This is a genomic window from Candidatus Marinarcus aquaticus, from assembly GCF_004116335.1.
GTDB classification, from domain to species: Bacteria; Campylobacterota; Campylobacteria; order Campylobacterales; family Arcobacteraceae; genus Marinarcus; species Marinarcus aquaticus.
The window spans coordinates 343,687-360,288 of record NZ_PDKN01000002.1; the positions used below are offsets into that span (position 1 = coordinate 343,687).

General features: G+C 33.6%; 14 protein-coding genes. 8 read left to right on the plus strand and 6 right to left on the minus strand.

All coding sequences use genetic code 11. From position 1 onward, the window contains the following. Positions 1-70 precede the first annotated feature (70 nt). Positions 71-1,108: an AI-2E family transporter gene (locus tag CRV04_RS04450; RefSeq protein WP_128995608.1), complete on the minus strand. Its 1,038-nt coding sequence runs from the start codon at positions 1,106-1,108 to the stop codon at positions 71-73. A gap of 158 nt (positions 1,109-1,266) precedes the next feature. Between CRV04_RS04450 and argF the strand changes: the two genes are divergently transcribed. Genes argF through lgt form a run of 4 tightly spaced genes read left to right on the plus strand, consistent with a single transcriptional unit; the run spans position 1,267 to position 5,668 of the window. Beyond that, positions 1,267-2,193, plus strand: a complete 927-nt coding sequence (argF, locus tag CRV04_RS04455) for an ornithine carbamoyltransferase (RefSeq protein WP_128995609.1) — start codon at positions 1,267-1,269, stop codon at positions 2,191-2,193. Then, positions 2,186-3,553: an oxygen-independent coproporphyrinogen III oxidase gene (hemN, locus tag CRV04_RS04460; protein ID WP_128995697.1), complete on the plus strand. Its 1,368-nt coding sequence runs from the start codon at positions 2,186-2,188 to the stop codon at positions 3,551-3,553. Before argF ends, hemN begins: the two co-directional genes overlap by 8 nt. 1 nt (position 3,554) lies before the next feature. After that, positions 3,555-4,844, plus strand: coding sequence for a (Fe-S)-binding protein (locus tag CRV04_RS04465; RefSeq protein ID WP_128995610.1), 1,290 nt, complete (start codon positions 3,555-3,557; stop codon positions 4,842-4,844). A gap of 2 nt (positions 4,845-4,846) precedes the next feature. Next, positions 4,847-5,668 carry a prolipoprotein diacylglyceryl transferase gene (lgt, locus tag CRV04_RS04470; RefSeq protein ID WP_128995611.1) on the plus strand — a complete coding sequence of 274 codons (822 nt, stop codon included), beginning with the start codon at positions 4,847-4,849 and terminating at the stop codon, positions 5,666-5,668. Here lgt and CRV04_RS04475 read toward each other — a convergent pair. From CRV04_RS04475 to polA, 5 genes are all read right to left on the minus strand, one after another. Beyond that, complete coding sequence (locus tag CRV04_RS04475) at positions 5,658-6,959, minus strand: PAS domain S-box protein (protein ID WP_128995612.1); 1,302 nt, start codon at positions 6,957-6,959, stop codon at positions 5,658-5,660. The two genes, lgt and CRV04_RS04475, sit on opposite strands and share 11 nt — an antisense overlap. 5 nt (positions 6,960-6,964) lie before the next feature. After that, entirely contained in the window at positions 6,965-7,228 is a 264-nt protein-coding gene (locus tag CRV04_RS04480) for a DUF2116 family Zn-ribbon domain-containing protein (protein ID WP_128995613.1), read from the minus strand. After that, a complete protein-coding gene (locus tag CRV04_RS04485; protein WP_128995614.1) occupies positions 7,228-7,422 on the minus strand; it encodes a hypothetical protein in 195 nt (64 codons plus the stop codon). Before CRV04_RS04485 ends, CRV04_RS04480 begins: the two co-directional genes overlap by 1 nt. Before the next feature lie 32 nt (positions 7,423-7,454). Then, positions 7,455-8,111, minus strand: coding sequence for a response regulator transcription factor (locus CRV04_RS04490; protein WP_228126470.1), 657 nt, complete (start codon positions 8,109-8,111; stop codon positions 7,455-7,457). A gap of 138 nt (positions 8,112-8,249) precedes the next feature. Next, positions 8,250-10,958, minus strand: a complete 2,709-nt coding sequence (polA, locus tag CRV04_RS04495) for a DNA polymerase I (RefSeq protein WP_228126471.1) — start codon at positions 10,956-10,958, stop codon at positions 8,250-8,252. Positions 10,959-11,026: 68 nt separating this feature from the next. Here polA and CRV04_RS04500 point away from each other — a divergent pair, with 68 nt between their 5' ends. The 4 genes from CRV04_RS04500 to CRV04_RS04515 are packed head-to-tail and all read left to right on the plus strand — an operon-like array spanning position 11,027 to position 16,598. Continuing rightward, positions 11,027-12,517 carry a PAS domain-containing sensor histidine kinase gene (locus tag CRV04_RS04500; protein WP_164969121.1) on the plus strand — a complete coding sequence of 497 codons (1,491 nt, stop codon included), beginning with the start codon at positions 11,027-11,029 and terminating at the stop codon, positions 12,515-12,517. Between the two features lie 10 nt (positions 12,518-12,527). Next, positions 12,528-13,250, plus strand: coding sequence for a 3-deoxy-manno-octulosonate cytidylyltransferase (gene kdsB / locus CRV04_RS04505; protein ID WP_128995617.1), 723 nt, complete (start codon positions 12,528-12,530; stop codon positions 13,248-13,250). Positions 13,251-13,306: 56 nt separating this feature from the next. Next, positions 13,307-15,283, plus strand: coding sequence for an EAL domain-containing protein (locus CRV04_RS04510; RefSeq protein ID WP_228126472.1), 1,977 nt, complete (start codon positions 13,307-13,309; stop codon positions 15,281-15,283). Continuing rightward, complete coding sequence (locus tag CRV04_RS04515; protein ID WP_128995618.1) at positions 15,276-16,598, plus strand: GGDEF domain-containing response regulator; 1,323 nt, start codon at positions 15,276-15,278, stop codon at positions 16,596-16,598. Before CRV04_RS04510 ends, CRV04_RS04515 begins: the two co-directional genes overlap by 8 nt. Positions 16,599-16,602: the final 4 nt, after the last annotated feature.

Here is a 16,602-nt window from a genome sequence, read left to right on the forward strand (position 1 = left end):
ATTATTTTTTTTGACACAAAAGTGTCATTTTATAGAGTTTGTGACACAAAAGTGCCACAAAATAATTTTATTAGAGTTTTGATTTAATATTGGAGATATTACTTAAAAGCATGCCCAGATGTTTGGTATGATCTGAAGCTTCTAAAGCAATTTTGAGTGTCATGGTAATAGGTACGGCTAAAAACATGCCAACAATACCCAAAACCCATCCCCAAAATATCAGGGAGAAGAAAATGACCATGGGTGAAAGTCCCAACTCTTTTCCCATAAATTTTGGTTCAATTACATTGCTGATGGCAATATTGATTATAAGATAGATAATAATTAACCAAATGGTGGCTTCATAGTTTCCTGCAACAATGGAAATAACAATTGCGGGCAGTGAAGCAACAATGGAACCAACTACTGGAATAAAATTAAATAAAAAGGCTACAAATGCCCAAAGAATTGGGTTTTTGATTTCAAAAAAGAGCAATGCTACATAGATAAAAAAACCTGTCAGAAAACTGGTGAAAGTTTTAACGGTGAAGTATCGTTGTAAATTGTGTGAGAAAAGATTGAAACTGACCAGTTTTTGGTTGTCATTTCTAAAAATGAGTTTGATTTTTTTATGAAAAAGTTTGGACTCTGAGAGAATAAATGCAACCCCAATTGTAATCAACAATATTTTAGAGAGAATGGCTCCAAGATTTCCTACAAGCTCTGTTGTAAAGTTAAATAAAGAGTTGAAATTCAGAAGTTTTAAGATTTCTACTTTATTGACTTTGATACCATATTGATCAAGTAAGGATATGCTTGCGAGTGTAAGCTCTTTGATCTTCTCTTCGTATACAGGCAAGGATTTCATAAAATCAAGAAGTGAAGTATTGACCAAATAAACAATCAAAAATACCGAACCAGTAAAAGTAAGTAACAAAATAGAATATGAGATGACGTTGGGAATATTTTTAGCTCTTAAAAAGTTTAAAAATGCCGATAAAATCGAAGAGATAAAAATAGAGAGCAGAAGTATAACAACAATTTCACTGGCCACTTTCAAGCCACTGATCACAATCACAAAAAGTGCAAAATAGAAAAGAACCTGATTGATGGTATTTTTGGACTGCATAATTCTCCTTTGAAGTTTTATATATTCTATCGAATTTTCTTTAAAAAAGTTTTGCTTGATTGTCTTAAGATATAAATAAAGGCTTTTTTTGTAAAATAATCTCTTTTATTAAATTTATACCTCTTTTCACAGTGAAGTGATGGTATTAAGGAACTACAATGAAACACTTTTTAACATTGGCAGATTTTACAAAAGAAGAACTTGAAGAGATTCTTGCATTATCTATCAAGGTGAAGCAAGAGACCAAACAGAGAATATTTAAAGATTATTTACCCAAACAAGTTCTTGGAATGATATTTGAAAAAAGCAGTACTCGAACACGTGTAAGTTTTGAAACCGGAATATATCAATTAGGTGGTGTGGGATTGTTTTTATCCTCAAGTGATATTCAATTAGGGCGTGGCGAGCCTATGAGTGATACCAGTCGTGTGATTTCTCGAATGGTCGATATGGTCATGATTCGAACTTTTGCACACTCCAAGTTAGAAGAGTTTGCACAATATTCAAAAGTACCTGTAATCAATGGTCTTACAGATGATTTTCACCCTGTTCAACTGATGGCTGATTATATGACCATTATTGAAGAAGGCAAAGATAAAGACCTCGTTGTGGCATATGTAGGTGATGGGAACAACTTGGCACACTCATGGCTGATGTTGGCTTCAAAACTTGGTTTTGAACTTAGAATAGCTACACCCAAAGGGTATGAAGTAAAAGAAGAGATTTTAAATAAAGCCTTAGGATTTGCAAAAGAATCGGGCGCAAAAATCATTGTAAATAATAATCCTAAAGAGGCTGTTAAAAATGCAACGGTTGTTACCACAGATACTTGGGTATCAATGGGACAAGAGGATGAAAAAGAGAAGCGTGTGAAAGAGTTTGAGGGGTATATCGTAGATGAAGCGATGATGGCACTGGCTCACAAAGATGCAATTTTCTTACACTGTCTTCCTGCTTATAGAGGTTATGAAGTAAGTGAAGCGGTCTTTGAAGGTTCTCAAAGCAAAGTATTTGAAGAGGCTGAAAACCGTCTTCATGCACAAAAAGGGATAATGGTCTGGTTAAATGAAAAACGAAATGATTGATTTTAAAAAATTTGAAAAATATTCCAAGCCGGGACCAAGATATACCTCTTATCCAACGGCACCGAACTTCTCTGAAGAGTTTAATCAAGAAGATTTAAAACGATATTATGCTTCTCAAAGTGATGACAGAGCACTCTCTTTATATATACATATACCTTTTTGTCGAAGTGCCTGTTATTTTTGTGGATGTAATGTTATTTTTACGTCAAAAGAGGATAAAAAAGTTCAATATATTCGTTATTTGAAAAAAGAGCTTCAAATCCTTAAAAAGCATTTGAATACTGCACGGGAAGTAACTCAAATGCACTTTGGTGGGGGAACACCCACTTTCTTAAGTCCCAAGCAACTTAAAGAGGTTATTGATGCCATTAAAGAGGTATTCCCAAATTTCAGCAGTGATGCTGAGATTTCATGTGAAGTAGACCCACGATTTTTTACCAAAGAGCACATGCAGGTTTTAAAAAATGGTGGCTGTAACCGATTGAGTTTTGGTGTACAAGACTTAAATGAGCAAGTACAAAAAGAGATTCACCGGATTCAACCTTTTGAAACCACACAAAATGTAATGAATATTGCACGAGAAGCTGGGATAAATTCCGTTAATATTGATTTGATTTATGGGTTACCGTATCAAACCAAAGAGAGTTTTAAAACCACACTGGAACAAATTATTACACTTAATCCTGATCGATTGGCTGTTTTTAACTATGCACACGTACCTTGGTTGATGAAAACTATGAGAAAGTTTGATGAAACCACGTTTGCTCCTCCAAGTGAGAAATTGGAAATTTTAAAACTCACCATTGACTTTTTTATAAATCATGGATACAACATGGTGGGGATGGACCACTTTGCTAAACCCAAAGATGAACTTTTTAAAGCGATTGAAAAAGGTGAACTTCATAGAAACTTCCAAGGATATACAACCAAAGGAGGAGCCGACCTCATTGGTATTGGTGTAACCTCTATTGGAAATGGTGTGGATTATTATGCACAAAACTTTAAAGATTTAAAAACGTATGAAGAAGCCATTGATAATGAGGAGTTACCTGTATTTAAAGGATATGAACTCACACAAGATGACCAAATTCGACAATTTGTTATTATGGAGCTTATGAGTAACTTCTCATTAAATATTCCAAGAGTAGAAGAGAAGTTTGATATCAACTTCAATGAATACTTTAAAGAAGATCTTCCTTTATTAAATGAGTTTATTGAAGCCCAATTAGTGACAATAAGCAGTGAAAAAATCAGTGTTTCTCCAACAGGAACGATGCTCATACGTAATATATGTATGCCATTTGATGCTTATTTAAAACAGATACCAGAGAATAAACGAAGATTCAGTAAGACGATATAACATGGAAAAATTCAACTATACAAAAATCAGTGATGATTGTGTAAAATGCGGTAAATGTAAACCCGTTTGTACTATTTTTAATATCAATCAAGATGAAGCAACCTCTCCTAGAGGATTTATTGACCTTTTAGGGGCATATGAAAGAAATGAACTTGATTTGGATATGACTGCCAAAGATATTTTTGAGAGCTGCTTTTTATGTACCAATTGCGTGGAGGCCTGTCCAAATGACTTGCCTACAGATATGGTGATTGAGCAAGTTCGTGCAGACATAGCTAAGAAGTATGGTATTGCTTGGTATAAAAAGCTTTTCTTCTTCTTATTAAGACACCGAAAAATCATGGACTTGATGTCAAGATTGGGATACGTGTTTCAAACATGTGGGCTGAAAATCAATGATAAAAACCAAAGTGCAACTCCACGTTTCTCTTTACCCATTGTAAAAAAAGATCGAGCATTGCCTTATGCGGATGCTGTCTCATTTTTAAATAAATACCCTGAAAACTTACAGTTTGCACCTAAAGAGCAACCAAGCGAGAAGAAAGTTGCTATTTTTATTGGATGTATGGGAAACTATGCTTTTACTAAAATTGGGGATTCACTGGTTAAAATTTTAAAGAATTTAGAGATTGATGCCATTATTCCTAAAAAACAGCTGTGTTGTGGGGCTCCTGCATATTTTACTGGGGACTTTGATACGGTTGATTATTTGGTTAAAGCCAACATCAAATATTTTGAAACTTTTATTGATGATGTGGATGCGATTATTATTCCTGAAGCAACCTGCAGTGCCATGATTAACATTGACTGGGTACACTTTTTACATGACCAACCCAACTGGAAAAAAAGAGCTGAAAAAATAGCGCCTAAAGTTAAAATGGCAACACAATGGCTTGAAAATAATACAAAACTCAAAGAGTTATTGGCTTCAAAAGGTCAAAATGTAACCGATATCGTTACTTATCATGACCCATGCCATGCTAAAAAAATGCAAGGTATTTATAAAGAGCCACGAAACTTGCTTTCTCAAAACTATAAAATCGATGAGATGAGTGATCCAAATCGATGTTGTGGTTTTGGTGGGGTTACTATGCAAACAGAAAAGTATGAGTATGCAAAAGCTGCAGGAGCTCCAAAAGCTGCTATGATTGCACAAACGGGTGCAAATGTAGTTAGTGCAGAGTGCAGTGCTTGTCGAATGCAAATCACGAACTCTTTACATCAAGCTAAAAATGAGAACGTGGTCTTTAAAAACCCAATTGAGCTTATTGCTGATATGTTGGATGACTAGTCATGCAGTATTGGCAAGATATTTACGCACATTTTGACCCTGTTGCATTTCACATTGGCTCTATTGCCGTTCATTGGTATGGAATCATGTACGCTGCAGCACTTCTAAGTGCCATATTTGTTGCTAAATGGATTATAAAAAAAGACAATCTTCCTATTAAATCAGATCTATTTGACAGCTATATTTGGTGGGCTGAAATCGGCGTTATTTTAGGGGCACGTTTAGGATATATTCTTTTTTATGACCCACACACAAGCTACTACTTAACGCATCCTTGGCAAATCTTTAATCCTTATATTGATGGCATGTATGCAGGTATTTCAGGTATGAGTTACCATGGAGCTTTTATTGGATTTATCATTGCTTCTTATTTATTCAGTAAAAGAAAAAAAGTCTCTTTTTGGTTTTTAGCTGATATTGCTGTATTGGGTGTAAGTGCTGGGTACGTTCTTGGTCGTATAGGTAACTTCTTTAATCAAGAGCTTGTAGGGCGTGTTACAGATGTTACTTGGGCCATTGATGTTAATGGAGTGCTTCGGCACCCTTCACAGCTCTATGAAGCACTTTTAGAGGGTGTTTTTGTCTTTATTGTTCTGTTTCTTTACAGAAAGAAAAAGAGATTTGATGGAGAGATTGCCATTTTATATGGTATTTTGTACTCTATTACACGAATCATTGCAGAGTTCTTCAGGGAGCCAGATATCCAACTGGGGTTCTTATATGGAGGATGGTTAACAATGGGAATGTTAATCTCTTTTGCATCACTTGTTTTAACGCTGGTAGCTTTGATTTATGTGCGAAGAAGAGTAAAGATTAACTCTTAGGGGTTCTCAGCTCTTCTATCGTTTTTTCATGTACTTCAATCACCTCTTGTAAGTTGGCAATTTTATTTCTGTATTCATCCACATACGCTTGCAGTGTTGTAATACCATCTTGAGATTTTTTCAGTTTAATTGCTTGAGCATCACTTTTTTTCTTCAAAAAGACAGCTTGTTCATATGATTTACGACCAGTAGTGAGTGCTTTTTCCATCTTTTCTTGGAAGATTTTCTTCTCTTTATCAGTTGTATCTATGAACTCTTTATACTCTTTTTCTAAAAATGCAAGCTGTTTTTTACTTTGATCGGCTTTAATACGTTGTCGTTTGAGCTCTTCTTCAAGCTCTTGCACATATTTAGAGTATTTTTCCTCTTTTTTGATCATCTCTTGTTTGGCTTTTAAAATTACCTCCCTGGCTTTATTATTGATCTCTTCTTGTGCGGTTTTATTGGTATTGACTTTGTCAAGTTTTTGGGAGACAATAAACTTTTTAAGTTTTTGTTTCTCCTCTTCAATATCTGTGATGATAAAACCACTGCTGAGATATTTTACAATTTCGCCGTTTGAGTCAACCATCGGCACAATAATGATTTTTACATAGTACGTTTGTTTGTCTTTGGTCAGGTTTTTAAGCTTACCAAACCAAACTTTGCCACTTTTAAGGTTTTCCCACATTTTTTTATAAATCGCACTGCTGGTATCTGGGTCTCGAAGAAGTCGATGCGTTTTGCCAATAAGCTCCTCTTTTGTAAAACCTGTGACATCACAGAATCGTTTATTGACATATGTAATCACCCCATCTAAATCAGTTTCTGAGACGATATTGAGCTTATCTAAGATGTATTTGAACTGCTCAAGCTCTTTTTGTTGATTTTGGATGAGTCTGTTTTTATGTTCTACACTGATTACTTCAGCAAGAATCTTTAAAAAAGTACCTTCTTGAAAAGGTTTTAGAACCATATTGGCTACTTTGAGTTTAATGGCTTCCATGAGTATATTGGTGTCTTGTAAAGATGAAGCAATGATAAATGGTGTGTTCCAATCATTATGTGAGCGAATAAGCTTCATTACTTCAATCCCTTTTGAGTCTATTGAGGTTAAATCAACAATAATCAGATCAAGTATCTCTTTGTGTGTTTTATAGTGTTTAAAAGCATCATCAGTGATATTTAATGAAGTTACGCTTTGAAAATGTTGTTGCAGTAAAGTTATGGTTTCTTCATTGTCTTCATTGTCTTGAATATACAAAACATCAGATTGATTGAGTATTGAGAAGTCGAGATCAACATTGTTCATGTTGTTTATTCACTTGTTTTAGTATATCCATGTTCGATTGCCAGTTCATCAATTTTGTTTTTTAAAAGATCCAATCTCCATCCATGTCTGTTTGCAAAGTTTTCAATTTCAATCTCTCGTTGTTCAGGTGTACAAAACACAAAAATTCGTTTTAAGAATGGTTTTGGGACTTGAATAGCAATCAATTGAAAGTAGTTCTCTTTACAATTTCTTGAACAGAATGCTTTGCTCATTGCAATCTTTTTCTTACAAAACGGGCAGTGCGACATTATTTTTTACCTTTTACTGTGATTTTATAAAATTTTGCATTGGTGATATCTTGCAGAAATTTTGGATCAACTTCATGAAGTGCAATGAGTTCTACTTCTTCATTATCCATCATCCATCCACGTCCGGAGTCAATGATTCGTTCATCTTCGAACATTTTAATAAGCTCCTCTTTTGAAACAACTATCTCTTCCACAAGCTACCTCTGTATGTTAAATTTTAGCTCTATTATTTTTTTATAGAATCTATGATATATCCTCTATTTGATTTGTTTTTAATGATCTCATAATAAGTTTTTTGTCTGATTTTATTGACAATATTTCTCATGGTAAAAATAGACATATCTTTACCTTTCCAAACCACTTCTTTAATCAATTCATAATCGACGATTTCACTCTTTTTAGAAATAAGCAGTTTTAAAAATGATTTTTCTAATTTAGTAAATTCAATAAGTGTTCCACCCTCTTTATAGAACTGGTCTCGATACTCATCAAAATAGATACCATTTTGGAACTCAAGTTTATCAGTACGTTTGGTTTGGTTTAAACACATAATAATAGCCAGACGTAAATCTTTTTGTTTAATAGGTTTTGATAAAAATGTATATGCATTACAGTTAATGGCCGTTACTATATTTTCGTTGGTGTCTTCAGAAGAGATGATTAATCTTGGTATTGAAATTTTATTATTTTCTAAATCTTCACAAAATTCATCAAGATTTTTATCTTCCATCATGGAATCGATCAACAACATATCAAATCGACTCTCTTTTAACAGTTTCAGTGCTTCAACAGCACTTGAAACCAGTTTTAGCTCTTTAAAATACTCATCAAAGTCTGATTCTACGGCACTTTTTACCTCTAAATCATTACTTAAAAATAACATTTTTACGTTGTTTAGTTTTCTGATATTCTTTACGGATTTAAGCATGTTATACTCTCTTAATATATTATCTTCGCGATATAGTAGCAAAATAATTCGCATTTGTCAAAGGAAAATAATTTTTTATGTGGCAAAAATAATTTATTTCAGTTCTCCCCAACTTTTTGCAATGCTGACACTGACATCCAAAGGTATATTCAGCTCATAGACGTGCACCATAATCTCTTTTAATTCTTCAGCAATTTGCTGGGCTTTTGAAGATGTCACTTCAAAAATCAATTCATCATGGATTTGTAATAACATTTTAACATCGCTGTTATTTTTATACTTATGATAGATTTTATTCATAGAGAGTTTAATTAAATCTGCGGCACTTCCTTGAAATTTTGTATTGACTGCTTCTCTTAGATACATTGCCTTTTGCATAGGAGCGGCACTTCCAAAGTCAAATATACGTCTTCTTTCAAGCAGTGTTTCAACGAAACCATGCTCTAAAGCATACTCTTCAACTGATTTTAAGTACTCTTTAACACTGCTGAATGCTTTGAAGTATGAATCAATATAGACTTTTGCCTCTTTTGCTGGTATGCCTAACGTCTCTCCTAGTTTTTTACTTCCCATTCCATACAATAATCCAAAGTTAATGGATTTTGCAATGTTTCTTTTCTCTTTGGCTTCCTCTTCACCAAAGATTTTAATGGCTGTTTGCATGTGGATGTCCAAGCCTTTTTGAAAAGCTTCAACCAATGCTTCATCTTGTGAAAAGTGTGCTAACAGACGTAGTTCAATTTGTGAATAGTCAATACCGATGAGTCTATTACCCTCTTTAGCAATAAACGCATGTCGTATTTGTCGCCCTGCTTCACTCTTTACAGGAATGTTCTGTAAGTTGGGGTTTTTACTGCTTAATCGTCCCGTAGCAGTTCCTGTTTGTAAAAATGAGGTATGAATACGGTGCTGCTCATTTTTAAGTCCCAACTCTAAAAGAGGTTCAATGTATGTTGATTGAAGTTTGTATGCTTCTCTGTACTCCAATAAAAGAGGAATAATGGCATGTTCATCATAGAGTTTAGTTAAGACTGCTTCATTGGTACTGTAACCGGTTTTGGTCTTTTTTCCTGTTGGCAAATTGAGGTTTTCAAACAGAATCACACCCAACTGTTTGGTGGAGTTGATATTAAACTCTGTTTCCGCTTGTTCATAGATTTTTGTTGTTAATGCTTGCAACTGGAGCTTGTTCTCTTCTTTGATTTTTTCCAAGAGGTTAACATCCACTTTAATTCCATTGCTCTCCATTTCAGACAGCACATAAATAAAATCAAACTCCACTTTTTGTGCTACATCAAGAAGATGTTCGCATGATTTATTTTTAAACTCTTTTAAAAGTTCATGGTAAATTTTAAAGGTAAATAAAGCATCTTCTGCTGCATACTCACACGCTTTTTCAAGTTCTACTGAAGAGAAATTTTCTCCTTTTTTAACAGTGTCTGTAAAAGCCACCATTTTATGATGGAAATATTTATCGGCTAAAAAGTCTAAGCCCACTTTTTCTTGTGTGTTTAAAAGCCATGCCAAAATCATGGTATCTGCATAGAGTTTCAACTCAATATTAAAGTTGTTTTTAATGATTTGATAATCGTATTTAAAGTTTTGAAGTACCAGTTTATGCGTGTTTAAAATTTCCAATGCCTCTTTAGCTTCTTCCAAAGTAATTTGATCGGTTACTCCTAAGTAGTTATGTGCTATTGGTACGTAATATGCACTTTTTTCATCAAAAGCAAATGAAAAACCTACAATAGAGGCTTTTTGTGTATCTAAATCGGTCGTTTCTGTGTCAAAAGCAACAATCGAGTCATCCTCAATACCTCGTACAATATCAAGTAGTTTATGTTTCTCTTGGATAAGTACATAATTGTACTGCTCTTTTGATTGCTGTTTGGGAACCGTTGTTTTGTAGTTAAGCCCATTTTGATGGACACGGTCTATGATACGATTCATGTCGTATTCAAGTAAGATGTCCTCAATTTTTAAAATGGGGTTCTCTTTGGGAAGTTCAAACTCTTGAAGAATATCAATGCTGTGAGAGTCTGTTTTAAGTGTAACAAGTTGTTTGCTTAAATAGGCCATCTCTTTGCCTTCTTCGAGGAGTTTTTTCCATCTTGGTTTTTCGATGTCCTCTAAATTAGCATAGATATTATCAAGCGTTTCATAAGTTTGTAGTAAGGCTTCAGCTGTTTTGGCCCCTACTCCTCTTACTCCTGGAATATTATCTGCACTGTCTCCAATCAGCGCTTGGTAATCAGTAAACTGCTTAGGTTTAATACCATATTTATTGACACATTTATCTTCATTAATGACATCTTTTTTAATGGGGTCAAAAAGAAAAATAGTATCATCATCAATGAGTTGGTATAAGTCTTTATCGTGGCTCACAATTCGAACCATAAGGCCCTTTTCTCTCGCATCATGTGCAATAGATGCCACAATATCATCTGCTTCAAATCCTACTTTAGCTGCGGTTTTAAAACCCATTTTTTCAATCCATGAAATGGCAATAGGAAGTTGAGTTAAGAGATCTTGCGGCACTTCTTGTCGATGTGCTTTGTACTCTTCATAGAGTTCATTTCTAAACGTCTCTCCTGGTGAGTCCAATGCAAATACAATATAATCTGTTTGAAAATCTTTTCCAATATTTGAGATAAAATTCATAAAACCCGTTAACAGTCCAGTGGGGAAACCTGTTTTTGATTTCAGTGGTGGCAGTGCATAAAAACTTCTGAATAAAAAGCCAAAAGTATCAATGACGGTGATGGTCTTTTGCTTGTCGTTCATATCATTATTTTGTAACATTTACTTTCCCTTTTTTTAGTATAAATATAATATAATAATTTCACTTAAACGATATGACAAGGTGTTGGATGTCCATTGATATAGAAAAGTTAAAGCAAAGTAACAACGAACTTCGAGAGATAGTTAATAACTCTTGGGATGGGATTGGTATCTTTGATAAATCAAGTAAGTTTATCTATGTAAATAACGCTTTTTCCCCTATTTTAGGCTATAAAAAAGAGGAACTTCTGCAACACACATTTGAATCATTTATTTTAGATGAATACAAAGAGGCTTTTAGAAACTTGTTAAAAGCCAATGAACAAAACCAATACAGCAGTGAAGTACAAGTTGTCTGCCAACGTAAAGATAATCAAAAAGTCTATTTGCAAATTACGGTCTCTTTGATGCTCAATAAAGAGTTTTTTGTCGTAAGTGCCAAAGATATCACCAAACAGATCTCCGATGATGAAATTTTAGATAAATATGTTCTTTCAAGTCACACCAATTTAGAAGGTGTGATTACAAAAGTGAGTTCAGCATTTGTTGCTTTATCTGGTTATAAAAAAGAGGAACTCATTGGACAAAACCAAAATGATGTTATTTTTAAAGAGAACTCAAAAGAGATACTCGATAAATACAATGCTGGTCTAAAAAGTAATCAAGAGTGGAGTGGGAACCTGAAGTGTTGTAAAAAAGATGGGGCTTTTTTTTGGATCAGCGTAAAAATCAAACCTATTTATAACAAATATGGGGATACCACGGGTTATACTTACTTGATGTTTGATATTACCAATGAGTTAACCTTAACGTCGCAAAAACGAAATCTTTCTAATCAAGTCAGTGTGGCACAAGAAGAGATCAAACAAAAAGATAAAATTTTAATCCAACAATCTAAATTGGCTATCATGGCCGAAACACTGCAAATGGTTTCGCATGAGTGGAGACAACCCTTGAATATCATCTCTATACAAGCACAAAAACTGGAGTTGCAATACAGTATGGATATGTGTCCTAACCCAGATGAGATAGTCAAAGTACTCGAAAATATTAAAAATACCGCCAGTGAGCTCTCTTCAACCATTGAAGAGTTTCAAAACTATGTGAGTTTAAAAGGGGGTACTAAACAGATCACACCTTCTGAAATCATCACCAAAGCCATTGAACGATTTAAGCAAGACCAAGAAGCCAACAAAATTGATATTTTCAAAGATATCATGGAAGAAACCCCTGCATTTGAGACCTATCAAAATGAATTGACCACCATTTTAGTGAATCTCTTTATCAACTCAAAAGAGGCTATTTTACGTAATGAGGTTAAAAATGGTGTGATTAAAGTGAAGCAATATTTTGTGGATAATTTTATTTTCTTTGAAGTCAGTGATAATGGCAAAGGAATAAAAGAGGAAATTATTGATAAAATATTTGAACCTTACTTTAGTACCAAAGATTCACAACATGGAGTTGGTTTGGGTCTTTATACGTGTAAAATGATCATAGAGATGCACTTAGGCGGAACCATTGAGGTTCAAAATCATGCGCAAGGTGCTACCTTTATAATTAAACTTCCAATGAAATAAAAGGCAAAGAATGATAATTATTCCTGCACGACTCAATTCAAGTCGTTTTGCAAATAAAATTTTAGTAGATATCTTAGGTTTACCGATGGTAATTCGTACAGCAAAACAAGTGAGCAGTTTAGATGACGTGGTGATTGCAACAGACTCACAAGAAGTAATTGATTTAGCACAAGCACATGGTGTAAAAGCAGTGATGACTTCAAGTGAACATCAAAGCGGAACGGACAGAATCAATGAAGCTGCCAATATTTTGAACTTAAGTGATGATGAAGTGATTGTGAATGTTCAAGGAGATGAACCTTTTATAGAACCAGAAGTGGTGGAAGCTGTGATTAATCGAGTTAAAGAGATACAAAGCAATAATGAAGATATTATGATGGTGAGCTGTCATAAAAAAATCTCTTCAGAACTTGCTGATGATCCCAATCATGTGAAAGTACTTCTTGATGGCAACAGCAACGCCATTTATTTTTCTCGAAGTAAAATTCCTTATCACCGCGACCATTATGAAAGTGCTTCTTATTTTGGACATTTGGGTATTTATGGTTTTACAAAAAAGAGTTTGAACAATTTTTGCTCACTTGATATGGCACCCATTGAACACATTGAAAAGCTTGAACAACTGCGAGCCATCTACTTTGGAAACAGGGTTGCAATGGTTGAAGTGGAGTCAAAATCTTTTGGTATTGATACCGAAGAAGATTTAAAAAATGCTCTAAAACTGTTCACATAAATCTTATTTTAAATCTCATTCGTGTAAAATGTAACAAAATCTACAAGAGGGTATAAATGCACTACAGAGTTCTTTTTTGCAGTGAACAGATTCATCTCAATGAACAATTGATATCTCAACTTCAACAAGAAGTTCATAATATTACGATTCATCAAATTCAAGAGATGAAAGACCTTCTTTCTAATCTATCAGAATTTGATGTTTTGTTTGTTTCAAGTAAGCTTTTAAATGAAAAACTCAATCAAGAGCTTCTCAAACTCAACATCAATAACACTCCTATTGTCTATATAACTGAAGATTTTAAAAAAGAACCAGTTTTTATACAAACAACAGCTTTGGATTATATTGTCAGTTCATGTGTTGAAGATGAACTTCTTATGAAAGTTAAAAAGTACAACACACTTTTTAATAAATACGAACAAATTGGAAGTTTTGCAACTTCGGTTATGGATTCAAATATGTTGCCTTTGTTTTTGGTTAAAAATGAGAAGATTTTTTATGCCAATGCAATGCTTTTAAAGGTGTTAAAATATAAAACACTTGAAGAGTTACAAGCAGCAAACTTGGATGAAATATTTTGTCATAATTTTCATTATCACTGTCAAGAGAAGAATAATCAATGGTTTCAAAAATCACTGGAAAATGAGAATACCAGAGTCTATACGCTCAATAAAAATAAAGAACACACCCATGAGGTTAAAACAAGCTATTTAGAAGAGTTTGATACTTATGTGGTGAACTTAAATGATATTACAAAAGAGATAGAGCATGAACAAAGAGTTAAGACGATTCTTTACACGGATGCTCTTACACAACAAGAGAACAGAAGTAAACTGATTCATGATTTACGTTATGGAGAAGAAGAGATCAACTCAATTTGTCTTATTGATATCAACTCTTTTAAAGAAATCAATGACTTTTATGGACATAAAACAGGTGATCAAATACTTATTCAAGTCACTGAACTCATTCTTGACAAACTTAAAAACATTAAACACATGAAGCTTTACAAACTTCCCGCTGATATTTACTGTGTTACCAATCTTAAAGCCAACAAAAAAGAGTTTACAACACTTATAGCTTCACTGATTGAAGCCATAGACAAGCATGTTTTTGTGATTGATCAATATGAGATTGATGTGCGTGTGACTTCAGGGATTTCATACTCTTTAAAAACCAATAAACTTATTACTGCTGATTTGGCGTTGCAAGCAGCCAAGAAAGACCACAAGGATTATTTGGTCTTTTTTGACGAACTGGACAATATTGAAGAGTACAAAAACAATATGATTTGGACTAAAAAGCTTAAAACAGCCATTGCAAAAGATAATATCATTGTCTATTATCAGCCATTAATTAATAATCAAACAATGAAAGTAGAAAAATATGAGTGTTTGGTGAGAATGATTGATGAAGACTCTATTATCTCTCCTTTTTTCTTTTTAGATATTTCTAAAAAATCGAATCAGTATCATAAAATAACACGTTCCGTGATACGAAAATCGTGCAAAGAGTTTGAGAATCTCAACTTTGAGTTCAGTATCAATATCTCTTATGAAGATATTGAAGAACCAAGTTTTTTAGGCTTTATTAAAGAGACATTTCAATTGTATGATGTGGCCAACAGAGTCGTTTTTGAAATTTTAGAAGATGAAGGCATTAAAAACTATAAAACTTTGACGGATTTTATCTTAGAAGTTAAAAAAATGGGGTGCAAAGTAGCCATTGATGACTTTGGAACAGGTTATTCTAACTTTGAACACCTTCTTAAAATGAACATTGACTATCTTAAAATTGATGCCTCATTGGTGAAAAATATTGTGCATGATGAGAATTCATACAAAGTAACGAAAACCATCATTGAGTTTGCTAAAAATCTAAATTTAAAAACCATTGCTGAATATGTAGAGAATCATGAAATTTTTGAAGTGGTCCGTGATTTGGGTGCAGATTATTCACAAGGTTACTATTTTTCAGCACCATTAGAGTCACCTACTTTGTCATGTTTTAAAAATAAGGATAAGAATGATTAATAAAAAGATCTTGACCAATATAAAAGTATTGTATGTCGAAGATGAAGACGATGTACGAAACTTTACAGCCAAAACTTTAAGTGCCGTTGTAAAAGAGGTGGTTTTGGCTTCAAATGGTCAAGAAGGGGTAGATAAGTTTAAACTGCACCCTGATATTGATTTAATTATCACTGATATTAATATGCCCAAGTTGGGTGGTTTGGAGATGTGTGAAGAGATTCAGCACATCAATAAAGATATTCCTATTGTCATTACATCCGCACATAACGATCCTGATTTTTTGAAAAAAGCAATTGATATTGGGGTTGATGCTTATGCAATGAAACCAGTAGACTTATATCAGTTGTTAGAGTGTATGGTTAAAGCCATTGAACCTATTTATCTTAGAAAACAGCTTGAAGAGATCAACAGCTCGTTAGAAAACAAAGTTGAAGAAGGAATTAAACAAGTTAAACTTATATTGGATTCTCAAGATAATATCGTTGTAGTAACAGATGGTGCCAAAATCAGTCAAGTCAATAAAAAGTTTTTAGACTTTTTCAAAATAGATTCATTAGATGATTTTTTAAAAAAGAATCAGTGCATTTTTTCATGTTTTAAACAAGAAGATAACTTTTTTTCTTGTCCTAATGTAATATTGGATGAGACTTGGATTGATGCACTTAAAAAACTCCCTGAAATTAATCGTGTGGTTAAGATTGATAATTGCCATGGAGAAGAGCGTATTTTTGCCATTAAAATCCATGAATATGAAGCAGAAAGCATGCATTACGTTATTTCATTTACGGATATTACCGAAATTAAAGAAAAATCCAATTTGTTAGAGTATCAAGCCAATCATGATCAGCTTACGGGACTTTATAATCGACAAAAATTCCAATCTATTTTTTCAAAAGAGATTAATCGTACACTTCGATATAAAGATGAACTCTCACTGATTATGCTTGATATAGACTTCTTTAAAATCATCAATGATACTTATGGACATGAAACAGGGGACAGAGTGTTGTGTGATGTTTCAAAAGTGATTCAAAACAGTATAAGGCAATCTGACAGTGCAGTACGTTGGGGTGGAGAGGAGTTTATTATTTTGCTTCCTGAAACCAATTTAGAAAATGCGATGGCCGTTGCTTATAAAATAAAAGAGAATTTAGAGTTATTCAGTTTTGAATATATCAATAATCGAGAGGTTACAGCAAGCTTTGGTGTGACTCAACTCAATGCAACAGATACAGATAATACTTTTATAAATCGTGCAGATCAAGCTTTATATGAAGCAAAAAGACAAGGTCGAAACCGAATCATTAAAGCATAAGAGA